Genomic DNA, 26,712 nt, shown 5'->3' with positions numbered 1-26,712 from the left:
CATCGCGACACAAGGCCGCTCCTACAGGGGGCGCGTTTCTCTGTAGAAGCGGCCTTGTGCCGCGATGGGCCGCAAAGCGGCCCCCTGCGATTCAGTGGGCGAAAATGGATCCCCCTTCCTTACCCACCATTTTCTCAGGCTTGATCAGGAACCGCGCCAGCGCTGGCAGCAGCCACAACGCGCCAAACATGTTCCACAGCAACATGAAGGTCAGCATCAACCCCATGTCGGCCTGGAACTTGATCGCCGAGAAGATCCAGGTGCACACGCCGATCGCCAGGCACAGGCCGGTGAACAGCACGGCCTTACCGGTCGAGCGCAAGGTCTGGTAGTAAGCCTCCTGCAACGGCAGGCCGGCACGCAGGAAGCTTTCCAGCCGGCTGTAGATGTAGATGCCGTAGTCCACGCCGATGCCCACACCCAGGGCCACCACCGGCAAAGTAGCGACCTTCACGCCAATCCCCATGAAGGCCATAAGCGCGTTACCCAGCACCGATGTCAGCACCAGCGGCAGGACAATGCACAGGGTCGCGGCAAACGAACGGAAAGTGATCATGCACATCACCGCCACGCACAGGTAGACCAGAATCAGGATGGTCAGCTCGGCCGACTTGATCACCTCGTTGGTAGCCGCCTCGATCCCGGCGTTGCCCGCCGCCAGCAGGAACTGCAGGCCCTCCTTGTCATGGCTGTCGGCGAACGCCTTGGCCACAGCGGTGACACGTTCCAGGGTCTCGGCCTTGTGGTCGTTGAGGAACACCAGCACCGGTGCCAGCGAGCAGTCGGCGTTGTACAGGCCGTCGGCGCGCGCGATGGAGTTGTTGAGGATGTCCGGGTTACGCGACAAGGTCTCCCACTTCAGGCTGCCCTCGTTCATGCCCTTTATCACCTGCTTGGACACGGTCACCAGGGAGATCGCCGACTGCACGCCGGGGGTGTTCTGCATGGTCCACATCAACTCGTCGATCGGCGCCATGGTCGAATGGATCGAGCAACTTTCCGGCGGGGTCTTGACCATGATCACCAGCACATCGGAACTGGTCGAGTAGTTGCTGATGATGAAGTGGTTGTCCTGGTTGTAGCGCGAGTCCGGGCGCAGCTCCGGCGCACCCTGATCGAGGTCGCCGATCTTCAGGTTCTGGCTGTACCACAGGCCGCCGGCAAAGGCGATCAGCGCCAGGGTGATGGACACCGGGGCCACCTTGGCGCTGGCGAAGTTCGACAGCAGGCGCCAGAACGGATGCTCGCGGGTCGCGTCCCTCTTGCTGCGTTCGATGGCCTTCTTGCTGATGCCGACATAGGAAATCGCCACCGGCAGCAGGATCAGGTTGGTGAACACGATCACCGCCACGCCGATCGATGCGCCGATGGCCAGCTCGCGGATTACGCCGATGTCGATGATCAACAGGGTGATGAAACCCACGGCGTCGGCGAGGATGGCGATCATTCCCGGCAGGAACAACTGGCGGAAGGTGCGCCGGGCGGCGGTCAAGGCATTGTCGGCGTCACTGGACTGCAAGGCGATGCCGTTGATCTTCTGCACGCCGTGGGAAATACCGATGGCGAAGATCAGGAACGGCACCAGCATGGAGTACGGGTCCAGGCCGAAACCCACGGCATGCATCAGGCCCAGCTGCCAGACCACCGCCACCAGGGTGGTGATGAGCACGGCGATGGTGCTGCGGATGCACCAGGTGAACCAGTACAGCAAGACCCAGGTGATCACCAGGGCCACGCCGAAGAACATCGCCACCATCACCAGGCCGTCGATCAGGTCACCGACCTTCTTGGCGAAGCCGATGATGTGGATCTTCACGTTGGGGTTCTGTGCCTGGAACTTGTCGCGGATCTTCTCTTCCAGCTGGTGCGAGAACTGCTGGTAATCCAGTTTGACCTGTTTGCCGGGGTCCTGCGGGTCAGGGAAGCTTTCCAGCAAGGGCACGTCGACGATGCTGGACTTGAAGTTGTTGCCCACCAGGCGCCCGACCTGGCCAGACTTGAGCACGTTGTCGCGCAGGGTGTCGAGGCTGTCCTGGGAGCCGTTGTAGGTGTTGGGGATGACTTCACCGCCAGAGAAGCCCTCTTCGGTGACCTCGCTCCAGCGCACGCTGGGGCTCCACAGCGACTTCAGCCCGGCCCGGTCGACACCCGGAATGTAGAACACCTCGTCATGGATCTGCCGCAGCGTTTCCATGTAGTCCTTGTCGAAGATGTCGCCGTTGACCGCTTCGACCGAGATACGCACGGTGTTGCCCAGGTTGGCCAGGTCGTTGCGGTGCTCCATCATCTGCTCGATGAACGGGTGCTGCAGCGGGATCATCTTCTCGAAGCTGGTAGACGGGCGGATCTGCGTGGCCTGCCAGAACAGGAAAATGCTGACCAGCAGGCACAGGGCGATGACCACCGGGCGGTTGTTGAAGATCAGGCGTTCGAGCAGCGTGGCCTTGTCCTGATGATGCGGGTGCATGGTGATGCTCTCCCTGCTGGTCATGGACGCACCTCCTTGGCAGCTTGCTCTGCGCCTTCGGCGCTGGCCAGGTGTACGCCACCCTGCCCCACCAGCAGCAAGCCACCGTCGGCCAGGCCAGTGACGCCGGCCAGGGCGATGCGGTCGCTGCGGTTGTAGACGCTGAAGGTCTGGCCATCATCAGTGCTGCGCAGCACGCTGCCACCGTTGCCGACCAGCACCAGGCTGCCATCTTCGACAAGCGTAGCGCCTGCCAGGCCGAATTCGAGGTCGCCGCGCGCGGCCTTGAGCTCGATTGGCTGCCAGCTGTCACCGAAATCGCTGGAGCGGAACAGGTTGCCGCGCAGCCCGTAAGCCAGCAGGGTATTCGCCTTGGCAGTGCCGATCACGCCAAAAAGCGAGCCCTCGTAAGGGCCCTGGACCTTGGCCCAGGTCTGGCCGTTGTCGCTGGAGCGGTACATGCCACCCTGCTCGCCGACGATGAACAGGCCAGCGTCGCGCACCCGGGCGATGCCGTTGAGGTGCAGCTGGTCGGGATTGTCCAGGCGTTCAGCGATGTCCTGCCAATGCTGGCCGCCGTCGCTGGTTTCCAGCAGCGCGCCATAGGCACCCACGGCAAAGCCGTGCTGGGCGTCGAGGAAGGTGACATCGAGCAAGGGCGCTTCGCGGGACAGGTCTTCGAATTGCTTGCTCCAGGTGGCGCCCCCGTCGCTGCTGGCGAGGATCTGCGCATCGTGGCCGACCGCCCAGCCGCGCTTGTCATCAAGGAAGAACACGGCAGTGAGCAGTTGCCGGGTGGGCACCCGGGCCTGAGTCCAGGTGCTGCCCTGGTCGTCGGAGAACAGAATGTGGCCGCGATCACCGACCACCACCAGGCGCTTGCCGGCATGGGCGGCGCCGATCAGCAGGCTCTGGCTGGCCTTGGCTGATTCGGTCGAGTATTCATCGGCAGCAGCGGCCTGTGCGCTGTCAGCCCACATGCCCAGTGCCAGCGCCAGCATCGCGCCGGCCGCCAACGGCCAGGCACCACGCCTGGCCTGCGTCATCACCCGCTCCTTCATGACCATCCCCTGTTGTGTTCTTTTTGGTGGGTCTGTGCTGTGGAACGCCTGTATTAGAGGCTTGTGGGGATCGTATCGGGGAAGGTTGCGCGAATACAACGCACGCTGCGTTATGTTTTGTTAACCGCCCAAAAGCTTCGCGGGTAAACCCGCTCCCACAGCGACCGCACAGACATTGAACCCTGTGCAGTACCTGCGGGAGCGGGTTTACCCGCGAAGAGGCCGGGGCAGGCTACAAAAAACTCAAGCTAGGCTCTTGCTCACCACTTCATACACATCGCTGGACAGCTCGCCGGACGCGAGAATCCGCTCCAGCTCGCCCTTCATCAGCACTTGCCGCGCGTCGTCATACTTGCGCCAGCGGGTCAGCGGTGCCAGTTGACGCGAAGCGATCTGCGGATTCAGCGCATTCAACTCGATCACCAGGTCCGCCAGGAAGCGATAGCCCGAACCATCGGCTGCATGGAAATTGACCAGGTTCTGCCCGGCGAAGGCACCGATCAGCGCCCGTACCTTGTTCGGGTTTTTCAGGGTGAACGCCGGGTGCTGCATCAGCGCCTTGACCCGCGCCAGCCCGCCCGGCAGCGTGCTGGCTGCCTGCACGCTGAACCACTGGTCCATGACCAGCGGGTTGTCCTTGAAGTGCTCGGCAAAGCTTTCCAGCGCCTTGGCGCGCTCGGTCTCGAACGGCGAGTTGACCAGCACGGCCAGCGCGGTCAGGCGCTCGGTCATGTTGTCGCACTGCTCGAACTGCTCCAGGGTCGCCTCCAGCACCTGAGGCTTGCCGCTTTGCATCAGGTACGACAGGGCAATGTTCTGCAGGCTGCGGCGGGCGAAGTGCTCGGCGGCGGCCACGTAAGGGGTGTTGCGCGACACTTCGCGGTTGGCCTGGTAACGCGCCCACAGGGCGTCGAACAGCTGCTCGGCGATCTGTTGCCGGGCAAACTCACGGGCGGCGTGGATGGCGTCCACATCGGCCACCTGGCTGATCTCGGTCAGGTAGGCTTCGCCTGGCAGAGAGAGCATCTCGGCGACCATGGCGGGGTCCAGCGATGCGTTGCCCAGCACGGTACCGAGGGCGGTGATCAGGCGCTGGTCGAGCTTCAGCGCTTCACCGCGCTGATGCTGGCCGATCAGCTCCTGCAGCACTTGCACCGACAGCTGCTGGCCCGCTTCCCAGCGGTTGAAGCCGTCGCTGTCGTGCTGCATGAGGAACATCAGCTGGTCGCGGTCATATGCGAAGCTCAGCTTCACTGGCGCACTGAAACCCCGCAGCAGCGAAGGCAACGGCTTGGCGGCGATACCCTGGAAGGTGAAGGTCTGCTCGGCTTCAGTCACCGACAGCACCCGGCTGGTACCAGCGGCAGTGGCTTCACCGGCCAGTTGCAGCGGCAGGTCGTTGCCTTGAGCATCGAGCAGGCCCAGCTCCACCGGGATCACGAACGGCAGCTTCTCGGCCTTGTCCGGGGTCTGCGGGCAGCTCTGGCGGAAGGTCAGGCTGTAGGTCTGGGCACCAGCATCAAAAGCCTCGCTCACGTCCAGGCGCGGAGTGCCGGCCTGGCTGTACCAGCGTTTGAACTGGGCCAGGTCGACGCCGTTGGCGTCTTCCATGGCCTTGATGAAGTCGTCGGTGGTCACCGCCTGGCCATCGTGGCGCTCGAAGTACAGGTCGCTGCCCTTGCGGAAGCCTTCGGCGCCCAGCAAGGTACGTACCATGCGTACCACTTCGGCGCCCTTCTCGTACACGGTCAGGGTGTAGAAGTTGGAGATTTCGATGAAGCTGTCCGGGCGCACCGGGTGGGCCATGGGGCCGGCATCTTCGGCGAACTGGTGGGTGCGCAGGTAGGCGACGTCCTCGATGCGCTTGACCGTGCGCGAGTTCATGTCAGCGCTGAACTCGGCATCGCGGAACACCGTGAAGCCTTCCTTGAGCGACAGCTGGAACCAGTCGCGGCAGGTCACGCGGTTGCCTGACCAGTTGTGGAAGTACTCGTGGGCGACAACACCCTCGACACGCTGGTGAGCGGCGTCGGTGGCGGTTTCGGCGCGGGCCAGCACGCAGCTCGAGTTGAAGATGTTCAGGCCCTTGTTTTCCATGGCGCCCATGTTGAAGTCGTTCACCGCGACGATCATGAAGATATCCAGGTCGTATTCACGGCCGTAGACTTCTTCATCCCAGCGCATGGACTTCTTCAGGCTGACCATGGCGTGGTCGCACTTGTCGATGTTCTCGGGCTCGACGTAGATACGCAGGGTCACGTCGCGGCCGGATTGGCGGACGAAGTTGTCTTCCACGCACCACAGGTCACCGGCCACCAGCGCGAACAGGTAGGCCGGTTTCATGAACGGGTCTTCCCAGGTCGCCCAGTGGCGGCCTTCTTCTGCCGGGCCGCTGCCGATCGGGTTGCCGTTGCTCAACAGCACCGGGTAGCGATGCTGCTCGGCGATCACCGTGGTGGTGAAAGTGCTCATCACGTCCGGGCGATCGAGGTAATAGGTGATCTTGCGGAAGCCCTCGGCCTCGCACTGGGTGCAGAACATCTTGCCGGACTTGTACAGGCCTTCCAGCGCGGTGTTGCTCTGCGGGTGGATCTTCACGCTGGTGTCGAGGGTGAAGCGTTCAGCCTTGGGCTGCACGGTCAGGCTGTCGGCGTCGAGCTGGTACTCGCCTGGTTGCAGTTCCTGGTCGTCCAGCGAGGCGCGCAGCAGCTCCAGCTGCTGGCCGTCGAGCTCCAGTGGCGGCAGGCCGGCACCACGTGCCGGGTTGCGGCGCATGACCAGTTGCGCGTGAACCAGGGTGTGGTCCTCGAACAGCTCGAAGGTCAGGTGCGTCTCGTCGATCAGGTACTCGGGCGCCTGGTAATCCTTGAGGTAGATCACTTGCGGTTGTTCGGTACGCATGTGCAGGTCCTTTTTACTGGAGCACGGCCAACTGGTAGGCCGTGTACTTGCGAATATTGATCACGCCGGTGTCAAAGATCAGGTACTGGCCCTTGATACCCAGCAGCGTGCCTTCGGCCACCGGGTCCTTGTCGAGGTTGAAGCTGACGATCTTTTTCGGATAGGCCTCGACCGGGTAGCGTATTTCCACCACCTCGGCGTCGGGCAGTGGCTGGATCGCCTGCAGGCCGAAACGGCCCTGCAGTTCGCGCAGCCCGTCGGCACAGGCCTCGAAAATCTGCTCGCGAATGGCCGGCAGGTCGAGCACTTCGGCGTCGCCCTTTAGCAGCGCGCGCCAGTTGGTGCGGTCCGGCACCTGGCTGCGCAGCACGTCCTCGACCAGGCCCGATTGCTGGCGGGTGGCCACGCGCATGATAGGCAGCGCCTGGCTTGCGCCCTGGTCGAGCCAGCGGGTGGGCAACTGGGTCGCGCGAGTAATGCCGACCTTGATCCCCGACGAGTTGGCCAGGTAGACCACATGGTCGGTCATGCAGAACTGCTCACCCCACGACGGCTCGCGGCAGGTGCCGGCGTCGTAGTGGCATTTTTCCGGGGCCATGATGCACACGTCACACTGGGCCAGCTTGGTCATGCACGGGTAGCAGTAACCCTGGCTGAAGCTGGTCTTGGTGCGCTTGCCGCAATGGCTGCAGTGAATGGCGCCGAGGTATTCCAGGCGCAGGCGCTGGCCGATCAGCGGGTTGACCGGCACCTGGGTGTCGTCCAGGCGGAAGCTGTATTGCACCACCGGCGCCTGCAGGCTGACCGCCATCTTGCTCAAAGAGCCACGAGCGAGTTCGATCAATGTACCGAGTCCGACTTGAACAGAATGTTGGCGATGGGCGCGGACTTGGACGCGCATTCCTGCGGGCCCATGTAACCGGTGCGCTGCTCTTCGGGCAGGTTTTTCATCTCCCAGGCGATTACCGCCTGCAGCGACAGTTCTTTCTGCTCGGCGGTAAGCTTGCGCCCGTCCGACCATTTGCCGATTTCCACGGCCAATTTCAGGCTCTCGTAGATTTCCGGGGTAATGTTTTCGATCATTTGCGCGAAAGTGGACATAGTGTCTCCTGGTTCAAGCCGACAGTTTACGCCGGGCCAGCGCCCCGCCCAAGAGCCCGGTCAGGCATCCGATGAGCAGCCCGCCGACGTGGGCGGCGTTGGCGATCTGGCCGAAGCCGAGCTGGCCGACCACACCGGTCAGGCAGATCACCAGCCAGATCAGCATCATCACCAGCACGCCCTTGGGCAGGTTGAAGTGAGGGTTGGGCGCCAGCCACTGGTACAGCCAGACGTGACCGAGCAAGCCGTAGAGCACGCCGGACAGGCCGCCGAACAGGCTCGGGCCACTGGTGTAGTGCTGGGCCAGGTTTGACACCAGGCTGAACAGCAGGGTCAGGCCCAGCAGTAGCCAGGGGCCCTGGCGCAGTTCGATGCGCTTGCCAAGCTCCCAGTACCACATGCCATTCATGGCCAGGTGCAGCACGCCGAAGTGCAACAGCATGGGCGACACCAGGCGCCACCACTGGCCCTCGGCCAGGCCCTGGGCCAGCGGGGTGAAATGCAGGTATTCCCCTTGGACGCGGAAGTCGAGGAAGGTGAACCAGCTGATGGCGTTGAGGTTGTCGCCCAGGCTGGTGAGGCCGGCGACGACCAGGCAGAGAACGAGGATGGTGGCGGTGACCTTGCAGGCTTTGGCCTGGTCCGCCAGGGAGGGCTGTGTGGGGGCCATCGCGGATGAGTCCGCGCCTACAGGGGCCTGCGCAAGCTGCACATCCGCGTTGCCATCGGGGAAACGCTGGTAGAGCTCGCGCACGTCGGCGGCCAGGCTGTCGGGGGCCCAGAGCACTTGCTCATCACCCTCTTCGCTGACCCGGTGCGGCAATTGCAGGCGCTGCAGCAGGTGGACGAAGCCGCTGAGGTCGACCGACAGCGGCAGGCGCATTACTTCGATGATATTCATTGGTTGGCCTGCGGGCGTTCGACGTCGACCCAGACGAACTTGTGCGGGTCGATGCGGGTTTCATCATCCAGCCGGTAGGCCGCCAGCTTTCCGTACAGCACCGCGCTGTAGTCCAGGCAGGCCAGGTTGGCGCGGATCGGCGCCGGGCGGCCGCTGCGCCAGTAGTGGCCGACGAACAGCATCGGTTCGTCCTCGGCATAGCGCAGCAGGGCGTTCTTTTCGGTATGGCTCAGTGGCGTGCGGGCAACGTCATCGGGCAACGCATCGGGCTGGAAGACGATGTCGCCGTAGGTTTTCGGGTCTTCTTCCCAGAACTTGGTACGGAAGAAGGCGCGGGTCAGTCCATCGCCGCCGGTGAGGGTCAGCCCATCCGGCAGGCGCATGTCGGTGCCCCGCAGCAGACGGTTGCACACGGTAGCGGCAAAGCTGCCGGAAACCGCCGAAGCCTGGATGAAGTGCTCGTCGATGCGCCCGTCCGGGTACTGCTGGCGCAGCGGTGCGATCAGCTGCGGGTCCCAGCAGGCATGCACCAGGCGGAAGCGCCCCGCGTCGACGAACAGCGGCATGTCGTAGAACCACTGCACGAAGTCGTGCCAGTCGCCGGGGTGGTGGGCAAATTGGGTCAGGGTTTCGTCGATCAGCCGGGCGTGGCGCGGTGTGTGTTCGCGCACGAACGCCTTGCCGCTGCCTGGCAGTGCCGGGGTGACCCAGCCCAAAGCGTTGTACTCGTGGTTGCCCATGATGCAGAACGCCTGACCGGCCTCGACCATGTCATGCACGATATGCAGTGCCTCGCGGATGCGCGGGCCTCGGTCGACGATGTCGCCAAGGAACAATGCCTGCCGCCGCGGGTGGCGCCACACGCCAGCGACGCGTTTGTAGCCCAGGGCGTCGAGCAGGCGTTCGAGGGTCAGTGCACAACCGTGCACGTCGCCGATGATGTCGAAACTGCGCGCCGGATCGAGCATCAGTCGTCCCTGCCTCCCAGGCGGCTGCCCCAGCCGAGTTTGGTGCGACACACCTCATAGTAGTTGTGATCGAGCGGGTGGATCAGGCGCAGCTTCTGCGGCTTCTTGCTGACCGTGATGGTGTCGCCCGGGGCGCAGGTGAAGTGGTTCTGGCCGTCGCACGACACTTGCGGGTAGATCTGCAGGTCCTTGGACACCACGATCTTCAACTCGCTGTTGCCGTCGACCACGATCGGACGGCCCGACAGAGTGTGCGGGTACATCGGCACGATGACAATGGCGTCGAGCTTGGGGTGCATGATGGGGCCGCCGGCCGACAGCGCATAAGCGGTGGAGCCGGTCGGAGTGGCGACGATCAGGCCGTCGGCCTTCTGGCTGCAGACGAACTGGCCGTCGATGTAGATCTCGAATTCGATCATCCGCGTCGACTTGCCCGGGTGCAGGACCACGTCGTTGAGCGCGTCGCCCTGGCCGATGGCTTCGTGATGACGGCGCACCTCGGCCTGCAGCAGGAAGCGGTTTTCAACCAGGTAGTGGCCGTCGAGCACTTCGGCGACTTTCTGCTCCAGTTCGTCCGGGCGGATGTCGGTCAGAAAGCCCAGGTTGCCGCGGTTGATACCCAGCACCGGAACATTGTGCCGGGCCAAGGCGCGGGCAGCGCCTAGCAGGCTGCCGTCGCCACCGACGACGATGACCAGGTCGCAGACCTCACCGAGCAGCTTGCGCGTCGAGGTTTGCAGGCCGTGGCCAGGCAACACTTCGGCGATGGTGTCCTCGAGAATCACGTGCAGGTGGCGCTCGAGGAGGAATTTTTTCAGTCGGCGAATGGTGTCGAGCACCTGCGAGCTGCCAAGGCGGCCGATGATACCGATATTGCGAAATTGCTCCATGGGGCTCCTGCGAGGCTCTGCGGCGGGGTGACGATGCCGCGATTATGGGCGAAACGACCGGGCAGCGGCAAACCGGCTATGCTCGCAGCATGATGCCATTTGCCGAGCTCCATGAGCTGCCCCGCCGCTTGCGCCGCCCTGCCGTGCGCGACCTGGCCTGGACCCTGCTGTCGCCTGCGCTGCTCAGCGCCCCGCCCTGCCCCCAGCGCCACCCGCTGGCGGGCAGTGCCTGGGCGGGTGATCCGCAACGCCTGAAGGACTGGCTGTGCGCCCTGGATGCAGATGACCTGCCCTTGCGCGACTGGTTGGCCAAGCTCACCAGCCGCCGCCTGGGTTTGTACTACGAAGGCCTGTGGCAGTTTGCCCTGGCGCAAGCGCCCGGGGTCGAGTTGCTGGCATCCAACCTGGCAATTCGTGCGGGCGGGCGAACCTTGGGCGAGCTGGACATTCTGATGCGTGATGGCGAAGGCACTCAGCATCTGGAGCTGGCGATCAAGCTCTACCTGGGGCCGACGGTGGAAGACGGACGCGACCCGGCGCACTGGCTCGGGCCAGGCTGCCATGACCGCCTGGGGAGCAAGCTGGCGCACGTCGCCGGGCATCAGTTGCCCATGTCGGCAGACGTACAGAGCCGCGAAGCGCTGGCTGCCGTGGGGGTCGCCCATGTGCAGGCGCACCTGTGGCTGGGCGGCTATCTGTTCTACCCATGGCCAGGGCATGCCGCGCCGCCTGCAGGTGCCAACCCCCGGCATTTGCGCGGGCGCTGGGTACGGCGAAGCGATTGGCGCGTTGCAGCGGATGAACACTGGCAACCACTGGCACGGCATGCCTGGCTGGCGCCCGCGCGGGTCGAGACGGATGAATGCTGGACGGTGCAGCTGTTTGCAGACTGGCTGGAGCAGCTGGACGAACATACACCGGCGCAACTGCTGGTGAGGTTGGAGCTGGGTGACGATGGTGCCTGGCAGGAAGCCGAGCGCGTGTTTCTGGTGGCTGACAGCTGGCCACACCTACCCGGAAATTGAGGTTGCCTGCACCGCCGCGAAAGGGCCGAGACTGACAACACAAATTTCACCGGCCTGGCGCAAAACTTTCTTCCCAGATTGCGATTACAGTTACCCCAGAGCGCCAGCAAGAGCGCCATTCCAACCTGATGACGAGGACCGATCATGGTTTCATCCACCCCCGCGCCCCATTACGCACGCCTGTCCATCGCCCTGCATTGGCTGATGCTGGTGCTGCTGGCCGCTGTTTACGCCTGCATCGAGTTCCGCGGCCTGTTCCCCAAGGACAGCGCTGAGCGCAACCTGATGAAAGACCTGCACTTCATGCTCGGCCTGAGCGTGTTCGTGCTGGTCTGGCTGCGCCTGGCCGTGCGCCTGAGCCGCCCGACCCCGCCTATCGTGCCCAAGCCACCAGCCTGGCAGACCGGCCTTGCGCACCTGATGCACCTGGCGCTGTACCTGCTGATGATCGGCCTGCCCCTGGCCGGCTGGCTGATTCTCAGTGCCGCCGACAAACCGGTGCCGTTCTTCGGCCTGGAACTGCCGCACCTGATCGGCCCGAACCCGGACCAGGCCAAATTCATCAAGGGCTGGCATGAGCGGGTGGCGACCTGGGGTTACTGGCTGATCGGCCTGCATGCGCTGGCCGGGCTCTACCACCACTACGTGCAGCGCGACAACACGCTGCTGCGCATGCTGCCCTACAAGTAACCGCGACGGCCCTGCAGGCCGCCCGTGTGCAGGAAGATCAGGCGGGTACCGGGCGCGAACAGCCCGGCCTCGACCTGATCGCGCAGGGCCAGCAAGGCCTTGCCGGTATACAGGGCCTCGAACGGCACGCCCGTGTACTGCTCACTCTCGGCGACGAAGGCCAGCAACTCATCATCGAACTTACCGAAGCCGCCACGGCAGGCATCGTGCAACTGGTAGCCCTGCGTGCCGGCCAGTTCAGCGACTGCCTCCGGCACGCCATGATCCATCGGCACCGCCAAGGCGCCATGCACTGCATGCGCCCCTGCCTCGGCCAGCACCAGCCCTGCCAGCGTGGTGCCGGTACCTGCAGCCAGCCACCAGGCGTCGTAGCCTGGCCATCCCAGTGCCGACAATTGCGCACGCGCCTGCTGGACGACCAGCGCACAACCCTCGGCGCCTGCTGCCCCGCCACCGCCCTCGGGAATGCAGTGCCAGCCTGGATAACGCGCCTGCCAAGGCTGCCAGAACCCAGCCTCATGGCGTGCCCGATAGCCGCCGTAGCCTAGCCAGTGAAGGTCCATGCCCAAGGCTTGCAGGTCGCGCACCGTGGGGGTTTCCTGGGGGTGGCCGCGCAACAGCCCGGCGGTGGCGAAGCCGAAGCGTTTGCCGGCTGCAGCCAGGGCGTGGAGGTGGTTGGAATGATTGCCGCCCAGGCTGATCAGGCCGGGGGCACTGGAATGATGGGCTTGCTGCAGGTGGTGGCGAAGCTTGAACCACTTGTTGCCGCTGATCAGCGGGTCGATCAGGTCCAGGCGCAGGATGGCGGCCTGAATTTCAGCTTGCTGGAGCCAAGGCAGATCAAGAGGCTGGAGCGGGGCTTGGGGTAGATGCAGGTACATGGAGCGGAGTCTATCAGTGAAATTCTGGGGGCGCTGCGCCCCCCTTTCACGACACAAGGCCGCTCCTACAAGGGAACGTGTCGCCTGTAGGAGCGGCCTTGCGTTGCGAAAGGGCCGCACAGCGGCCCCGGCGATCTCAAAGTTCAGCGGCCAATCGAGACCCTTGGTTGATGGCCCGTTTGGCATCCAGCTCGGCTGCCACATCGGCGCCACCGATCAGGTGCACCGACTGCCCTGCCGCCAGCAGCCCTTCGTGCAGCTCACGCAACGGCTCCTGCCCGGCGCAGATCACCACGTTGTCCACGGCCAGCACCTGCGGCTCACCGTCGCCAACACGAATATGCAGGCCGGCGTCGTCAATCTGCAGGTACTCGACACTGTTGAGCATCTGCACCTGTTTGTTTTTCAACCCGGTACGGTGAATCCAGCCGGTGGTCTTGCCCAGGCCATCGCCGACCTTGGACTTCTTGCGCTGCAACAGGTACACCTGCCGCGCCGGCGCGTGTGGCTCGGCCTTGATCCCGGCAACCCCACCGCGCGCCTCCAGGTGGGTATCAATCCCCCACTCTTTCCAGAACGCTTCGCGGTCCTGGCTGCTGGCCACGCCCTGATGCACCAGGTACTCGGAAACATCGAAACCGATGCCGCCCGCGCCAATCACCGCGACCGATTTGCCGACCGGTTTGCGCTCGAGCAGCACGTCCAGGTAGCTCAGCACCTTGGCATGTTCGACACCGGGAATGGCCGGGGTACGTGGCGCAATACCACTGGCCAGGATGATCTCGTCGTATCCACCGCTTACCAGCGCCTGCACATCGACCCGGGTATTCAGGCGCAGGTCGACACCGGTGCTTTTCACCTTGTTGCGGAAGTAGCGCAAGGTCTCGTGGAATTCCTCCTTGCCCGGCACCCGTTTGGCCACGTTGAACTGCCCACCAATCTCGCTGGCGGCTTCGAACAACGTCACCTCATGGCCACGCTCGGCCGCCACGGTGGCCGCTGCCAGGCCTGCTGGGCCTGCGCCAACCACGGCGATGCGCTTCACGGCGCGCACCGGCAGGTAGTTGAGCTCGGTCTCGTAGCAGGCCCGCGGGTTGACCAGGCAACTGGTCAGCTTGCCACCGAAGATGTGGTCCAGGCACGCCTGGTTGCAGCCGATGCAGGTATTGATTTCGTCAGCACGCCCTTCTGACGCCTTGTTGACGAAGTCCGGGTCGGCAAGGAATGGCCGGGCCATCGACACCATGTCGGCATCACCCTCGGCCAGCACCGCTTCTGCCACTTCCGGGGTATTGATGCGGTTGGTGGTGATCAGCGGAATGTTCACCACGCCACGCAGCTTGGCGGTGACCTTGCTGAACGCCGCACGCGGCACTTTGGTGGCGATGGTGGGGATGCGCGCTTCGTGCCAGCCGATGCCGGTATTGATCAATGTTGCGCCAGCCTGTTCGATGGCCTTGGCCAGCACCTCGATCTCGTCCCAGGTGCTGCCGCCCTCGACCAGGTCGAGCATCGACAGGCGGAAAATGATGATGAAGTTCGGCCCCACCGCATCGCGCACGCGGGTGACGATCTGCACCGCCAGGCGCATGCGGTTTTCGTAGCTGCCGCCCCAGCGATCAGTGCGGTGGTTGGTATGGGCAGCGAGGAACTGATTGATGAAGTAGCCTTCCGAGCCCATGATCTCGACACCGTCGTAGCCCGCGCGCTGTGCCAGCGCGGCGCAATTGACGAAGTCGGCGATCTGCTTCTCGATACCCGCTTCGTCCAGCTCCTTGGGTTTGAACGGGTTGATCGGTGCCTGGATCGCGCTCGGCGCTACCAGGCGCGGGCTGTAGGCGTAGCGCCCGGTATGCAGGATCTGCAGGCAGATCTTGCCACCTGCGGCATGCACGGCCTCGGTGACGATGCGATGCTTGTCAGCCTCTTCCTCGGTGCTGAGCTTGGCAGCGCCGGAGTACCCCCCACCTTCATCGTTCGGTGCAATGCCACCCGTAACCATCAGGCCGACACCACCCCGGGCGCGCTCGGCAAAATACGCCGCCATGCGTTCGAAACCGCCCGGGCGCTCCTCGAGGCCGGTGTGCATCGAGCCCATCAGGGTGCGGTTGCGCAATGTGGTAAAGCCCAGATCCAGCGGGGCCAGCAAATGCGGGTAGCGGTCGGCAGCCATGGTACGGTTCCCCAGGTGGCGTGATCACGGAGTGCGAGCACCTCTGCGGGTGCCCGTCGTTTGTCTGCCTGCGACATTAAACAGCCGTTTGAACGCGCTCAATGATCGAAACTGACAACTTATTGATCCTTGCGCACAGCAGTACTACCCTAGGTAACCCTCTTATCCAAGGCGCTGCACCGCTTCATGCGAAAACTCCTGGCAGGCGCCCTGGCGCTGGTGACGATTGCCGCGCTTTGCGGTTACGGCTTCTGGACCCAACAGCGCCCGGAAGGCCACTACCTCTCCGATTTGCGCATCGAACTGGCGCTCAACCACGGCGTGCCTGGCGAGCATGGCAATCTGCTGGGTATCGAGCCGTTGCTGTTCCCCAGCGACTACCAGAACCTGCAACGTCTGCACCGCAAGCTTTCTGCCTACCTGGAGCAGGCTCGCACCCAGGGCCTGGTTGGCCCGCGCACGGTCGTGGTGCTGCCCGAGCACATCGGCACCTGGCTGTGGGCGCGAGGCGAAAAAAACGAGCTGTACCAGGTCACCCGCAACCGTGACGCCGAGCAGTGGCTGGAGCTGAGCAACCCGCTGCGCTATGGCCTGGCGATGCTGAGCGCCAATGGCGACGATCGGCGCGCCGATGCCCACCTGCGCATGAAAGCCCAGCAGATGGCCAGCGATTACCAGCAACTGTTCGGCGGCCTGGCCAAGGAGTTCGGCGTGACCCTGGTGGCAGGCTCGATCGTACTGCCCGCGCCCTACGTCGATCAGGGCGTGCTGCACATTGGCCACGGGCCGCTGTTCAACAGCAGCATGGTGTTTGCTGCGGATGGCTCGCTGCTGGGCCAACCCCAACACCAGCAATACCCCGACAGCGAAACACGGCGCTACATCCACCCTGGCCGGGATTACCCGTTGCAGGTACTGCAGACTCCCGCCGGGCGCCTCGGCGTACTGATTGGCAGCGACAGCTGGTACCCCGAAAACCAGCGCCAATTGCAGCAGCAGCAAGTCCAGCTGATCGCCAACCCGGTGTTCCTCAGCGGCAAAGGTAGCTGGGATGCCCCCTGGCGCGGCAATCGCCATCAGGACGCCGCTGCCGAGCTGGCCCTGCAGCGCGGCGAGGTCAGCGAGCAGACCGCCTGGCAACGCCTGACCCAGGCCGCAGGTGACAGTGTCAGCAGCATGAGCGTGTTCATGCGTGGGCAGTTCTGGGAACAGGGGAGCGACGGCCAGGGCTTTGCCCATCAGTCAGGTGAGTTGCTGGCAGGCCCTCCCAGCCACGGCGCGCGCCTACTGAACGTGTGGCTGTAGGCACATGAGCCGCCCCCGCGTGCGCCTTGGCGACCTTTCGGTAGGTTTCGTCCAGCCTCTTGCCGAGGCGCTGCGCGAGCTGGGCCATGATCCGGCTTCGCTGTTGCAGCAATACGGGCTCGATACCGCACGCCTGGCCGAAGCCGGTGCGCGCCTGTCGATCCCGCGCTACATGCACTTGGGGCATGCGGCCATCGCGCTGTGTGGCGAGCCTGCGCTGGGCCTGCGCATGGGGCAACTCAGCCGCCTGGCCCAGGCCGGTTTGGCCGGCGTCACAGCGGCCCAGGCCCCGACCCTGGGAGAGGCGGCACACACACTGCTGCGTTTCGAGCCACTTTACGCCGCCAACTATCGTGGCCATTCCAGCTACCAGGAAGACGCCCAAGGCGCATGGCTGAGCTTCTATTCGATCAGCCCCTACAACGACTACAACCGCTTTGTGGTCGATTCGCTATTGGCCGGCTGGCTGACTCAGCTCGCCGCCCTGGCTGGCGCCCCTTTGCAGGCCGAGCGCCTGGAAGTCGAATTCGATGCACCCGGCTACGCCGCCAGGTATCAATCCCTTTGCAGCACACCGGTGCAATTCGCCGCCAGTGCCAACCGCTTGCGTCTGAGCCGCAGCACGCTCGAGCTGGCCAACACACAGCACTGCCCGAGCACCTTCGCCCACCTGCTGCAGTTGTGTGAAGCGCAGATGCTCCAGAGCACACGGGTACGCAGCCTGGGCGAGCGCATCACCCACCTGCTCGGGCCGTTGCTCAATGGCGGTCGTGAACCCGACCTGGAAGAAGTGGCATTGCACCTGCAACTGCCCACCTGGACATTGCGGCGCAAACTGGCTGAAGAAGGCACGCGTTTTCGCGACCTGCTCAATGACACACGACGCGACCTTGCCGAAGCCTATATCCGCGATACGGAGCTGGCCTTTGGCGAAATCGCCTATCTGTTGGGGTTTGCATCGGCAGAGGCCTTCCAGCGCGCATTCAAGCGCTGGACGGGCCTTACGCCGGGGGAGTTTCGCCGCAACCAGCGGCGGGCAGGTTAGAGCTCTGTGGCGTCGTCTGCCGGTTCTGGCGGGTCCAGTTCGTAAGCCTGAAATTCGAGCAGCTCTTCCTGATAGTCATCCATCGCCCTGCGTCCTCTACTCATCTGTCTTCGTTGGTCATGCCTTCAACCTAAGCGAGCCGGGTGAAGGAATGATGACAAGCTCATGAGTGGTAAACGTAGCAGGTGTTCAGGAACTTATCGCCGCTCATCTGTAACAGCTGATTAAAGCGACGGCGATGCCGACGCAGCAGGCTCTGCGTCCTGCTGCACCTGAATCGGTGCAGCCTCCGCGGGCGGCGCCACCGGTTGCGAACCCTGGCTGTCATCGACCACCGGTTTGGCAACTGCTTCACTGGCAGGAGCAACCGCCGCAGGTGCGGGAGAGCTCTCAACCAGCGGGGCTGCCGTTGGCGGTGCGGCTGCTGGCGCCACTGCTGCCTGTTCCGGCAAGCCCAGGTCTGGCGCGGGCTTTTCGGGCTTGACGACAGGCGCCTCGACCTTCGCCTTGGCGACCTTCTTCGGCTTGGGCAGGAAACTTTCGACAAGGGCGAAGTAACGGTCGTAGAACTGGGCCGCCGTGACCGTCTCGCTGGCGACCTTGACCATCGAGTCGTCGCTGGAGCCAATCGGCATGGATACCGAACCGAGCACACCGACACCCAGGCTGGCCGAGCTGTTGGACTTTTTAAGGCTGTAGCGGTCCTGCAGCGCGTTGGCGAACATGGTCGAACGCTTGTCGTCGTTGACATCTGGCGCACAGGTCACGTTGAAGCTGATCTGCAGGTGGTTTTCGCTGTTCTGCTGGAAGCTCTTGTTGCCCATCACCTGGTTGGCGCCACTGCTGGTGATGATGTAGCCCTGGCTGAGCAGTGCACGGCGGGCTGCTTCGCAGGAGCCGGCATCGGTCACCGGGAAGCTGCGCGAATAGGTCCCCGAATCGTCGAAGTTCTCGTGCTCGTAGATGGCGGCTTTCTTCGAGGAGCAACCGGTCACGCCCGCCAGCACCAGGGCCAGCCCGAGCGCACCAAAGACGGATGATCTGGTCATTGCGGATTCCGGGTAAGTCAAAAAGAGGCCTATTGTGCATCACAGCAGGCAAGCACAGGAACCGTTGATCGGTGAAGAGTCTGTCAGGTTCGTGTAAATCTGGTCATCGCCGAGGCCCATAAACGAAAAAAGCGACCCGAAGGTCGCTTTCTCGGTGCTTCAAGGCGTTCAAGGGCCTTGTAGCGAAGATGGCGCAGCGGACGGGACTCGAACCCGCGACCCCCGGCGTGACAGGCCGGTATTCTAACCGACTGAACTACCGCTGCGTATCATTCAGGCTTGCGCCCGATTGAAACCTGGGTCTACCCTTCCGGCGCGATGGCCTCAGGGCAGGCACAAAAAAAGCGACGTGAGATCGCTTCATCTGTGATTGCTTCAAGGTGTTCTAGGGACCTCGAAACGAAGATGGCGCAGCGGACGGGACTCGAACCCGCGACCCCCGGCGTGACAGGCCGGTATTCTAACCGACTGAACTACCGCTGCGTATCGTTCAGGCTTGCGCCTGATTGAAACTGGGATCAGCCTCAGGCGTTTTGCCTTAGGCTTCAGACCGGTGCCAAGCACCCATCTGCTACTGAAAAATGGCGCAGCGGACGGGACTCGAACCCGCGACCCCCGGCGTGACAGGCCGGTATTCTAACCGACTGAACTACCGCTGCGCAGTGCGTTTCTCTCCGGCTATGGCTTCATCAGAAGCGTCCAGCGCTAGAAACAATCTCAGGAAGTGGTGGGTGATGACGGGATCGAACCGCCGACCCTCTGCTTGTAAGGCAGATGCTCTCCCGGCTGAGCTAATCACCCTCGCGATGTTGCTTGTTGCGTTTGCTTCGCTGAGGCCGCGAAATTTACGCAGGTACCGAAGCTAAGTCAATAGCCCCGTTGAATTTTTTTCAAAAAAGGCAAAAACGGAAAAGGGACCTTTCGGTCCCCTTCCCTTAGGGCTGCCAGCTCAGGTGTAGATCATCTTGCGGGTCATGCCGCCGTCGACCACGAACTCCTGGCCGGTGACGAACCCGGCCTGGCGCGACAGCAGCCAGGCGACCATGGCCGCAACATCTTCCACGGTCCCTACCCTGCCGGTCGGATGCTGAGCATGATCGGCATCGGTCAACGGCTCGGCACGGCGCTGGGAAGGGTCACGCGCATCGATCCAGCCCGGGCTCACCGCATTGACACGGATCTCCGGGCCCAGGCTCATGGCCAGTGCATGGGTCAAGGCCACCAGGCCGCCCTTGCTCGCCGCGTAGGCCTCGGTGTCCGGCTCGGACTGCCGGGCACGGGTAGAGGTCAGGTTGACGATTGCGCCATTGTGCGCACGCAGGTACGGCGCACAATGCTTGGCCAGCAGCATGGGGCCATTGAGGTTGACGGCCAGCACCCGGTTCCACTGCGCCAGGCTCAGGCTTTCCAGGGTCTGGTTGTGCGGGTTGGCGATCGCCGCGTTGCACACCAGCGCATCCAGCCGCCCGAACTGGCCGAGCACCTCGGACACCCCGGCACTGACCTGGGCCTCGTCGGCCACGTCCATGGTGATGAACCAGGCGTTTTCACCCAAGGCCTTGGCAACCTTGTTGCCGCGCTGGCGGTCAAGGTCGCTGAGCACCACTTGCCAACCTTCGCAGATAAGCCAGGCGGCAATGCCCAGGCCGATGCCGCGAGCGGCACCGGTGACCAGGGCAACCCGACCGTTATGGCCTGGCACACCGCCTCGGATTTCCATCACAGCACCGCCAACCCACGGGCGAGGTCCGCCTGCAGGTCGGCCACGTCTTCCAGGCCCACGGCAACCCGGATCAGGTTGTCACGGATACCTGCAGCCTCACGCTCCTGCGGCGACAGACGGCCGTGGGAGGTGGTGGCCGGGTGGGCGATGGTGGTCTTGCTGTCGCCGAGGTTGGTGGTGATCGAAATCACCCGGGTCGCATCGATGAAGCGCCAGGCGCCCTCTTTGCCACCTTTGACCTCGAAGCTGACCACCGCACCAAAGCCACTCATCTGGCGCTTGGCCAGTTCGTGCTGCGGGTGGCTCGGCAGGCCGGCGTAATGCACCTTCTCCACGCCGTCCTGCTGCTCCAGCCACTCGGCCAGCCGCTGGGCGCTCTCGCAGTGCGCACGCATGCGCAGCTTGAGGGTTTCCAGGCCCTTGGTGAAGATCCAGGCGTTGAACGGGCTGAGGGTCGGCCCGGCGGTACGCAGGAAGCCCACCACTTCTTTCATCTGTTCGGCTCGGCCGGCAACCACACCCCCCATGCAACGGCCCTGGCCATCGATGAACTTGGTGGCCGAGTGGAACACGATGTCGGCACCGAGCTTGAGCGGTTGCTGCAAGGCCGGGGTGCTGAAGCAGTTGTCTACCACCAGCAAGGCGCCACGGGCGTGGGCAATTTCAGCCAGCGCACGGATGTCGACCAGTTCGGCCAGTGGGTTGGACGGCGATTCGACGATCAGCAGCTTGGTATTGTCCTTGATGGCCTTTTCCCAGCCAGCGAGGTCGACCAGTGGCACGTAGTCCACTTGCACGCCGAAGCGCTTGAAATACTTCTCGAACAGGCTGATGGTCGAGCCGAACACGCTCTGCGACACCAGCACGTGGTCACCAGCACTGCACAGTGACATGACCACGGCAAGGATCGCTGCCATGCCGGTGGAAGTGCCCACGGCCTGCTCGGCACCTTCCATGGCCGCCAAGCGCTCTTCGAACGCACGCACGGTCGGGTTGGTATAGCGCGAGTAGACGTTGCCCGGCGTTTCGCCGGCAAAGCGCGCAGCGGCATCGGCTGCCGTGCGGAACACATAGCTGGAGGTCAGGAACAGCGCTTCGCTGTGCTCGGCCTCCGGTGTACGGTTTTGACCAGCGCGCACCGCCAGGGTGTCGAAACCGACACCCTCGAGGTCACTGTCCAGTCGTCCGGCATCCCATTGATCCGTCATGCCGTCGCTCCCAAATCAGTTGTTGTAGAGGTCGATGATCGCGCTGACCGCCTGGTTCTTGACCTTGGCCAAGTCGTTACGGGCCTGCTCGATGCGGTCGAGGTAGGCTTCGTCGATGTCGCCGGTGACGTATTCACCGTTGAACACCGCGCAATCGAAATGATCGATCTTGATCTTGCCGCCACCGACCGAGTCGATCAGGTCTGGCAGGTCCTGGTAGACCAGCCAGTCGGCGCCGATCAACTCGGCCACCTGTTCGGTGGTACGGTTGTGGGCGATCAGTTCGTGAACACTCGGCATGTCGATGCCGTAGACGTTGGGGTAGCGCACCGCAGGGGCTGCGGAGCAGAAGTAGACGTTCTTGGCGCCGGCTTCGCGGGCCATCTGGATGATCTGCTTGCAGGTGGTGCCGCGCACGATCGAGTCGTCCACCAGCATCACGTTCTTGCCGCGGAACTCCAGCTCGATGGCGTTGAGCTTCTGGCGCACCGATTTCTTGCGCGCAGCCTGGCCAGGCATGATGAAGGTACGGCCGATGTAGCGGTTCTTGACGAAGCCTTCGCGGAATTTCACGCCCAGGCGGTTGGCCAGTTCCAGCGCGGCAGTACGGCTGGTGTCCGGAATCGGGATGACCACGTCGATATCGTGCTCAGGGCGCTCGCGCATGATCTTGTCGGCGAGCTTTTCACCCATGCGCAGACGGGCCTTGTACACCGAGATACCGTCGATGATCGAGTCCGGGCGGGCCAGGTAGACGTGCTCGAAGATGCACGGTTGCAGCTTCGGCGCTTCGGCACACTGCTTGGTGAACAGCTGGCCTTCTTCGGTGATGTATACCGCTTCGCCTGGCGCCAGGTCGCGGATCAGGGTGAAACCGAGCACGTCCAGGGCGACGCTTTCCGAGGCGATCATGTATTCCACGCCTTCGTCGGTGTGGCGCTGGCCGAACACCACCGGGCGGATGCCATGCGGGTCACGGAAGCCGACGATACCGTAGCCGGTGATCATCGCGACGACTGCATAACCACCGACGCAGCGGCTGTGCACGTGGGAGACTGCGGCAAACACGTCTTCTTCGGTCGGCTGCAGCTTGCCACGCACTGCCAGCTCATGGGCGAACACGTTCAGCAGCACTTCCGAGTCGGAATTGGTGTTGACGTGGCGCAGATCAGACTCGTAGATCTCCTTGGCCAGCTGCTCGACGTTGGTCAGGTTACCGTTATGCGCCAGGGTGATGCCGTATGGCGAGTTGACGTAGAACGGCTGGGCTTCGGCCGAAGTCGAGCTGCCCGCGGTCGGGTAGCGCACGTGGCCGATGCCGATGCTGCCGACCAGGCGCTGCATGTGGCGCTGCTGGAACACGTCGCGCACCAGGCCATTATCCTTGCGCAGGAACAACCGGCCGTCGTGGCTGGTCACGATACCGGCAGCGTCCTGGCCGCGGTGCTGGAGGACCGTAAGCGCGTCATACAGCGCCTGATTGACGTTCGACTTACCGACGATACCGACGATGCCACACATGCGACGCAACCCCTACTTTGATGAAACTTGAACGAACAGCGCTCAGGGCTTTGCCGGCCCGAGCAACTGCTCCTTGAATGGAAGATCAGCCGGAGCGCTGATCAGCCCACTGGAAGTCCACTGCCCGGTGAAACCCAGAATCAGGTTTTTCGACCAGTCAGCGACCAATAGAAACTGTGGTATCAGGCGTGATTCCTGCCACCAGGTGTCTTGTTGCACCGGCCCCAGGCTGAGCAGCCCGACGGCCACCACCACCAGCAAGCCCCCGCGCGCGGCGCCAAAGGCCATGCCGAGGAAACGATCGGTACCGGACAGCCCGGTCACGCGGATCAGCTCACCGATGAGGAAGTTGAGCATGGCCCCCACCAGCAGGGTGGCGACGAAAAGAATGGCGCAGCCGGCGATGATGCGCATCGACGGCGTCTGGATGTAGCTTTCAAGGTACACCGAAAGCGACCCGCCGAACATCCAGGCAACCGCCCCTGCAACGATCCAGATGAGCAGGGACAAGGCCTCCTTGACGAAGCCGCGCTTGAGACTGATCAGTGTGGAGACGGCGATGATCGCGATGATCGCCCAATCAACCAGGGTAAAGGCCACGGTGCTGCCTGCAGACGTTTGAGGCGGCGCATTTTACCAGAGCGAAAGGCTGGGAGTAAGCGGAATGTCAGGTGGATCGGCGGGTCAGGTTTTCGGGCCTGCGGCGCCCTTTTGTGAGCGCCCCGGCAAGGCAGTTCCTACCATGGCGGCAGTGCGCAGCTTCAGCCTTTTTCAGGCTGGAATCGCGTCACGAAGCCATTGAGCTTCTGCTGGCGGTTGATCACGTCTTTCAGCCTGTCAGCTTCGGCTCGCTCGATCAGCGGCCCGACATACACCCGGTTCATGCCACCGGCCGAGCGGATATAGGCGTTGTAACCCTGGCTGCGCAGGGTCTTCTGCAGGTTCTCGGCGCCGGCACGGCTGGACAGGCTGGCCAGCTGGATCGACCAGCTCACCGGCAAGCCATTGACGTCGATCTTCGACGGCGCAGGCGCAGACGCTACGGGCGCCGCTGCCTTGGCAGCAGGTGCGGGCGTTGGCGTGGGCACAGGCGTCTGCGGCTTGGGCTGGGCTTGCACCTGGGGCTGAGGCTGGGTCTGCGGCGACGGCGTGATCGGCTGGCTCGGCGCCCTCACCGGCGCTGTCGACTCGCTGACCACCACCGGCTGTTGCTGGGGCTCCTCCGGCAGCGGCTGCGGTTCAGGCACTGCCACCTGCTCGACCTTGACCTCCGGCAGGCTCGGCATGGCCGGCGCCTGTGGGGCGTCGACACGCACCTGGCGCATCTCGTCCTGGCGGGTGAACAGCATCGGCAGGAATATCACCGCCAGCGCCACAAGCACCAACGCACCCACCATGCGCTGCTTCATCCCTTTGTCCAGCACTGCCATCTAGTCACCCCTCCAGGGCCTGCCGCTCCAGCCATTCCAGGGCCTCGGCGACACAGAAAAACGAACCGAACAGCAGAATCTGGTCATCCGCTGTCGCCTGCGCGCATTGCCCTTCAAGGGCGGCGTCGACACTGGCGTAAGACTTCACCGCAGCGCCGTGGTTCGTCAAGGCAGCGGCCAATTCGGCAGCCGGACGGCTGCGTGGCGTGTGCAGAGGCGCAACTGCCCAGTCGTCGACCAGCCCATTTAGGGGCGCAATGACACCCTGCAGGTCCTTGTCGGCAAGCAGGCCGAACACCGCCAGGCGACGACCTTTCAGCGGTCGCGCAGCCAGACGCCGGGCCAGATACTCCGCAGCATGCGGGTTGTGCCCGACATCCAGCAGCAGTTCCACAGCCCGGCCCTGCCAGGTCAACTGACGACGATCGAGGCGACCGGTGATGCGGGTGTCGAGCAGGGCCTGGCGGATCTGGCTGGCATCCCACGGCAAGCCCATCAGCAGGTAGGCCTGCAAGGCCAGGGTAGCGTTCTCCATGGGCAGGTCGAGCAGCGGCAGGCCATGCAGCTCGACCGGCTTGCCGTCTCCCGTGACCCCGCGCCAGTCCCAGCCAGCTTCGCTGCTTGCCAGATCGAAATCACGGCCGCGCAGGAACAGTGGCGCAGCCAGTTCGGCGGCCTTGTCGAGCAGCGGTTGTGGTGGATCGAGATCACCGCACAGTGCCGGTTTACCCTGGCGGAAGATGCCGGCCTTCTCGAAGGCCACCAGCTCGCGAGTATCGCCCAGGTAGTCGACATGGTCGACGCCGATGCTGGTCACCAGCGCCAGGTCGGCATCCACCACGTTCACGGTGTCCAGGCGGCCACCGAGGCCCACTTCAAGTACCACGGCATCCAGCTGCGACTGGTAGAACAACCAGAACGCTGCCAGCGTACCCATCTCGAAGTAGGTCAGGGAAATTTCGCCCCGCGCCGCCTCGACGGCGGCGAAGGCTTCGCACAGGCGCTCATCGCTGGCTTCACGGCCATCGATCACTACCCGTTCGTTGTAGCGCAACAGGTGAGGCGAACTGTACACGCCCACCTTCAGCCCCTGGGCGCGCAGCAGCGAGGCCACGAAGGCGCAGGTCGAGCCCTTGCCGTTGGTGCCAGTCACCGTTACCACGCGTGGCGCCAGCTTGCCCAGCGCCAGCCGGGCAAGCACCTTTTGCGACCGCTCCAGGCCCATGTCGATGGCCGAGGGGTGCAACTGCTCGAGGTAGGCGAGCCACTCGCCCAGGGATCGTTGTTTCATCACGCGACCGCAGCGACCTCACGGGCCTGCTCAGGGGTTTCCTGGCCGGTCATCTGTGCCAGCAGGCGAGCCAGGCGCGGGCGCAGCTCACCACGGGAGATGATCAGGTCGATGGCGCCGTGCTCCAGCAGGAACTCACTGCGCTGGAAGCCTTCCGGCAGTTTTTCGCGCACGGTCTGCTCGATCACGCGCGGGCCGGCGAAGCCGATCAGCGCCTTCGGCTCACCGACAATGACGTCGCCAAGCATTGCCAGGCTGGCGGAAACACCACCGTACACTGGGTCGGTCAGCACCGAGATGAACGGAATGCCTTCTTCGCGCAAGCGAGCCAGTACGGCCGAGGTCTTGGCCATCTGCATCAGCGAGATCAGCGCTTCCTGCATGCGCGCCCCGCCGGAAGCAGAGAAGCAGACCATCGGGCAGCGGTTTTCCAGGGCGTAGTTGGCGGCACGCACGAAGCGCTCACCGACGATGGCCCCCATGGAGCCACCCATGAACGAGAACTCGAAGGCGCTGACCACGATGGGCATGCCCATCAGGGTGCCGCTCATGGAGATCAGGGCGTCTTTTTCGCCGGTCTGCTTCTGCGCACCGGTCAGGCGGTCCTTGTACTTCTTGCCGTCACGGAACTTCAGGCGGTCGACCGGCTCCAGCTCGGCACCCAGCTCGGCGCGGCCTTCCGGATCGAGGAAGATGTCGATGCGGGCACGTGCGCCGATGCGCATGTGGTGGTTGCACTTGGGGCAGACATCCAAGGTCTTTTCCAGCTCCGGACGATACAGCACGGCCTCACAGGCTGGGCACTTGTGCCACAGGCCTTCCGGCACCGAGCTCTTCTTCACCTCGGAACGCATGATCGAAGGGATCAGTTTGTCGACTAACCAGTTGCTCATGCTTTTTTTCTCCAGTATTGGCGGACGGGGACCGGACTGGCCGGCCATGCCCTGCCCTTGAGCTCAAATTCTTCTATGAAACGATGACGGCCCGGCCACAGGGGCTGCCTGCGTGCCGCGCCGTCTTCAATCTGTCGTTTGGCCTAACGGCATGCCGCTGGCCGCCCCGCAGGGCTGCGAAACCTATGG

General features: G+C 63.8%; 22 protein-coding genes and 4 tRNA genes. 4 read left to right on the top strand and 22 right to left on the bottom strand.

The features are described from left to right. Window positions 1-91 precede the first annotated feature (91 nt). The 8 genes from APH27_RS14920 to APH27_RS14885 form a co-directional block, all read right to left on the bottom strand. On the bottom strand, window positions 92-2,467 hold the full coding sequence (locus tag APH27_RS14920) for an RND family transporter (RefSeq protein WP_027919126.1): 2,376 nt from the start codon (window positions 2,465-2,467) through the stop codon (window positions 92-94). A 20-nt stretch (window positions 2,468-2,487) separates the two neighbouring features. Beyond that, complete coding sequence (locus APH27_RS14915; protein WP_371260253.1) at window positions 2,488-3,513, bottom strand: WD40/YVTN/BNR-like repeat-containing protein; 1,026 nt, start codon at window positions 3,511-3,513, stop codon at window positions 2,488-2,490. Window positions 3,514-3,771: 258 nt separating this feature from the next. Then, window positions 3,772-6,429, bottom strand: coding sequence for an aminopeptidase N (gene pepN, locus APH27_RS14910; protein ID WP_060485201.1), 2,658 nt, complete (start codon window positions 6,427-6,429; stop codon window positions 3,772-3,774). 13 nt (window positions 6,430-6,442) lie between these two features. After that, a complete protein-coding gene (locus APH27_RS14905) occupies window positions 6,443-7,273 on the bottom strand; it encodes a DUF2797 domain-containing protein (RefSeq protein ID WP_027919129.1) in 831 nt (276 codons plus the stop codon). Next, window positions 7,270-7,530 (bottom strand): YeaC family protein, encoded by a 261-nt coding sequence (locus APH27_RS14900; protein ID WP_016485539.1) that lies wholly within the window; start codon window positions 7,528-7,530, stop codon window positions 7,270-7,272. Before APH27_RS14900 ends, APH27_RS14905 begins: the two co-directional genes overlap by 4 nt. Window positions 7,531-7,543: 13 nt before the next feature. Beyond that, entirely contained in the window at window positions 7,544-8,431 is an 888-nt protein-coding gene (locus tag APH27_RS14895; protein ID WP_027919130.1) for a rhomboid family intramembrane serine protease, read from the bottom strand. After that, window positions 8,428-9,399, bottom strand: a complete 972-nt coding sequence (locus APH27_RS14890; protein WP_060485200.1) for a metallophosphoesterase — start codon at window positions 9,397-9,399, stop codon at window positions 8,428-8,430. The genes APH27_RS14895 and APH27_RS14890 overlap by 4 nt, the downstream gene beginning before the upstream one ends. Further along, window positions 9,399-10,289, bottom strand: coding sequence for an NAD(+) kinase (locus tag APH27_RS14885; protein ID WP_027919132.1), 891 nt, complete (start codon window positions 10,287-10,289; stop codon window positions 9,399-9,401). Before APH27_RS14885 ends, APH27_RS14890 begins: the two co-directional genes overlap by 1 nt. Window positions 10,290-10,333: 44 nt before the next feature. On the opposite strand from APH27_RS14885, the gene APH27_RS14880 reads away from it, so the two are divergent. Continuing rightward, on the top strand, window positions 10,334-11,314 hold the full coding sequence (locus APH27_RS14880) for a DUF1853 family protein (protein ID WP_027919133.1): 981 nt from the start codon (window positions 10,334-10,336) through the stop codon (window positions 11,312-11,314). A 144-nt stretch (window positions 11,315-11,458) separates the two neighbouring features. Next, window positions 11,459-12,004 (top strand): cytochrome b561, encoded by a 546-nt coding sequence (gene cybB, locus APH27_RS14875; RefSeq protein WP_027919134.1) that lies wholly within the window; start codon window positions 11,459-11,461, stop codon window positions 12,002-12,004. Here the strand turns inward: cybB and APH27_RS14870 are convergent. Both APH27_RS14870 and APH27_RS14865 read right to left on the bottom strand, forming a co-directional pair. Beyond that, window positions 11,995-12,885: a 1-aminocyclopropane-1-carboxylate deaminase/D-cysteine desulfhydrase gene (locus tag APH27_RS14870; RefSeq protein ID WP_156335887.1), complete on the bottom strand. Its 891-nt coding sequence runs from the start codon at window positions 12,883-12,885 to the stop codon at window positions 11,995-11,997. The genes cybB and APH27_RS14870 overlap by 10 nt on opposite strands. A 136-nt stretch (window positions 12,886-13,021) precedes the next feature. Beyond that, complete coding sequence (locus tag APH27_RS14865; RefSeq protein WP_060485199.1) at window positions 13,022-15,058, bottom strand: NADPH-dependent 2,4-dienoyl-CoA reductase; 2,037 nt, start codon at window positions 15,056-15,058, stop codon at window positions 13,022-13,024. Window positions 15,059-15,244: 186 nt separating this feature from the next. On the opposite strand from APH27_RS14865, the gene APH27_RS14860 reads away from it, so the two are divergent. Together APH27_RS14860 and APH27_RS14855 are read left to right on the top strand one after the other, a co-directional pair. After that, entirely contained in the window at window positions 15,245-16,363 is a 1,119-nt protein-coding gene (locus APH27_RS14860; protein WP_060485198.1) for a nitrilase-related carbon-nitrogen hydrolase, read from the top strand. A 4-nt stretch (window positions 16,364-16,367) separates the two neighbouring features. Continuing rightward, on the top strand, window positions 16,368-17,408 hold the full coding sequence (locus APH27_RS14855) for an AraC family transcriptional regulator (protein WP_027919138.1): 1,041 nt from the start codon (window positions 16,368-16,370) through the stop codon (window positions 17,406-17,408). Between the two features lie 224 nt (window positions 17,409-17,632). On the opposite strand, the gene APH27_RS14850 is transcribed toward APH27_RS14855, so the two are convergent. The 12 genes from APH27_RS14850 to accD all read right to left on the bottom strand — a co-directional run bounded on the left by APH27_RS14850 (window position 17,633) and on the right by accD (window position 26,523). Then, entirely contained in the window at window positions 17,633-18,457 is an 825-nt protein-coding gene (locus APH27_RS14850) for a DUF2242 domain-containing protein (RefSeq protein ID WP_060485197.1), read from the bottom strand. 189 nt (window positions 18,458-18,646) lie between these two features. Next, a tRNA-Asp gene (locus tag APH27_RS14845) sits at window positions 18,647-18,723 on the bottom strand. Window positions 18,724-18,863: 140 nt separating this feature from the next. Further along, window positions 18,864-18,940 (bottom strand) — tRNA-Asp (locus APH27_RS14840). A gap of 99 nt (window positions 18,941-19,039) precedes the next feature. Next, window positions 19,040-19,116: transfer RNA gene (locus APH27_RS14835), tRNA-Asp, on the bottom strand. A gap of 66 nt (window positions 19,117-19,182) precedes the next feature. Continuing rightward, a tRNA-Val gene (locus tag APH27_RS14830) sits at window positions 19,183-19,258 on the bottom strand. Between the two features lie 148 nt (window positions 19,259-19,406). Next, window positions 19,407-20,177 (bottom strand): SDR family oxidoreductase, encoded by a 771-nt coding sequence (locus tag APH27_RS14825; RefSeq protein ID WP_177326700.1) that lies wholly within the window; start codon window positions 20,175-20,177, stop codon window positions 19,407-19,409. Continuing rightward, window positions 20,177-21,388, bottom strand: a complete 1,212-nt coding sequence (locus APH27_RS14820) for an O-succinylhomoserine sulfhydrylase (RefSeq protein WP_060485196.1) — start codon at window positions 21,386-21,388, stop codon at window positions 20,177-20,179. The genes APH27_RS14825 and APH27_RS14820 overlap by 1 nt, the downstream gene beginning before the upstream one ends. 15 nt (window positions 21,389-21,403) lie before the next feature. Continuing rightward, window positions 21,404-22,909 carry an amidophosphoribosyltransferase gene (gene purF / locus APH27_RS14815; protein WP_027919142.1) on the bottom strand — a complete coding sequence of 502 codons (1,506 nt, stop codon included), beginning with the start codon at window positions 22,907-22,909 and terminating at the stop codon, window positions 21,404-21,406. Window positions 22,910-22,951: 42 nt separating this feature from the next. Then, window positions 22,952-23,509, bottom strand: coding sequence for a CvpA family protein (locus APH27_RS14810; protein ID WP_027919143.1), 558 nt, complete (start codon window positions 23,507-23,509; stop codon window positions 22,952-22,954). 161 nt (window positions 23,510-23,670) lie between these two features. After that, on the bottom strand, window positions 23,671-24,339 hold the full coding sequence (locus tag APH27_RS14805; protein WP_060485195.1) for an SPOR domain-containing protein: 669 nt from the start codon (window positions 24,337-24,339) through the stop codon (window positions 23,671-23,673). 4 nt (window positions 24,340-24,343) lie between these two features. Beyond that, on the bottom strand, window positions 24,344-25,630 hold the full coding sequence (folC, locus tag APH27_RS14800) for a bifunctional tetrahydrofolate synthase/dihydrofolate synthase (RefSeq protein ID WP_060485194.1): 1,287 nt from the start codon (window positions 25,628-25,630) through the stop codon (window positions 24,344-24,346). Continuing rightward, window positions 25,630-26,523: an acetyl-CoA carboxylase, carboxyltransferase subunit beta gene (gene accD / locus APH27_RS14795; RefSeq protein WP_027919146.1), complete on the bottom strand. Its 894-nt coding sequence runs from the start codon at window positions 26,521-26,523 to the stop codon at window positions 25,630-25,632. The genes folC and accD overlap by 1 nt, the downstream gene beginning before the upstream one ends. Window positions 26,524-26,712 lie beyond the last annotated feature (189 nt).

It is taken from the genome of Pseudomonas sp. NBRC 111123, assembly GCF_001320205.1.
Lineage (GTDB): Bacteria > Pseudomonadota > Gammaproteobacteria > Pseudomonadales > Pseudomonadaceae > Aquipseudomonas > Aquipseudomonas putida_J.
The sequence above is the reverse complement of the archived record's forward strand: the minus strand, read 5'-3'. Positions and strand labels throughout refer to the sequence as shown.

Coding starts and splice junctions, on each gene's coding strand:
- APH27_RS14920 (WP_027919126.1), bottom strand. CDS start 2,467: ATGCACCCGCATCATCAGGACAAGGCCACGCTGCTCGAACGCCTGATC.
- APH27_RS14915 (WP_371260253.1), bottom strand. CDS start 3,513: ATGACGCAGGCCAGGCGTGGTGCCTGGCCGTTGGCGGCCGGCGCGATG.
- pepN (WP_060485201.1), bottom strand. CDS start 6,429: ATGCGTACCGAACAACCGCAAGTGATCTACCTCAAGGATTACCAGGCG.
- APH27_RS14900 (WP_016485539.1), bottom strand. CDS start 7,530: ATGTCCACTTTCGCGCAAATGATCGAAAACATTACCCCGGAAATCTAC.
- APH27_RS14895 (WP_027919130.1), bottom strand. CDS start 8,431: ATGAATATCATCGAAGTAATGCGCCTGCCGCTGTCGGTCGACCTCAGC.
- APH27_RS14890 (WP_060485200.1), bottom strand. CDS start 9,399: ATGCTCGATCCGGCGCGCAGTTTCGACATCATCGGCGACGTGCACGGT.
- APH27_RS14885 (WP_027919132.1), bottom strand. CDS start 10,289: ATGGAGCAATTTCGCAATATCGGTATCATCGGCCGCCTTGGCAGCTCG.
- APH27_RS14880 (WP_027919133.1), top strand. CDS start 10,334: ATGGGCGAAACGACCGGGCAGCGGCAAACCGGCTATGCTCGCAGCATG.
- cybB (WP_027919134.1), top strand. CDS start 11,459: ATGGTTTCATCCACCCCCGCGCCCCATTACGCACGCCTGTCCATCGCC.
- APH27_RS14870 (WP_156335887.1), bottom strand. CDS start 12,885: ATGTACCTGCATCTACCCCAAGCCCCGCTCCAGCCTCTTGATCTGCCT.
- APH27_RS14865 (WP_060485199.1), bottom strand. CDS start 15,058: ATGGCTGCCGACCGCTACCCGCATTTGCTGGCCCCGCTGGATCTGGGC.
- APH27_RS14860 (WP_060485198.1), top strand. CDS start 15,245: ATGCGAAAACTCCTGGCAGGCGCCCTGGCGCTGGTGACGATTGCCGCG.
- APH27_RS14855 (WP_027919138.1), top strand. CDS start 16,368: ATGAGCCGCCCCCGCGTGCGCCTTGGCGACCTTTCGGTAGGTTTCGTC.
- APH27_RS14850 (WP_060485197.1), bottom strand. CDS start 18,457: ATGACCAGATCATCCGTCTTTGGTGCGCTCGGGCTGGCCCTGGTGCTG.
- APH27_RS14825 (WP_177326700.1), bottom strand. CDS start 20,177: ATGGAAATCCGAGGCGGTGTGCCAGGCCATAACGGTCGGGTTGCCCTG.
- APH27_RS14820 (WP_060485196.1), bottom strand. CDS start 21,388: ATGACGGATCAATGGGATGCCGGACGACTGGACAGTGACCTCGAGGGT.
- purF (WP_027919142.1), bottom strand. CDS start 22,909: ATGTGTGGCATCGTCGGTATCGTCGGTAAGTCGAACGTCAATCAGGCG.
- APH27_RS14805 (WP_060485195.1), bottom strand. CDS start 24,339: ATGGCAGTGCTGGACAAAGGGATGAAGCAGCGCATGGTGGGTGCGTTG.
- folC (WP_060485194.1), bottom strand. CDS start 25,630: ATGAAACAACGATCCCTGGGCGAGTGGCTCGCCTACCTCGAGCAGTTG.
- accD (WP_027919146.1), bottom strand. CDS start 26,523: ATGAGCAACTGGTTAGTCGACAAACTGATCCCTTCGATCATGCGTTCC.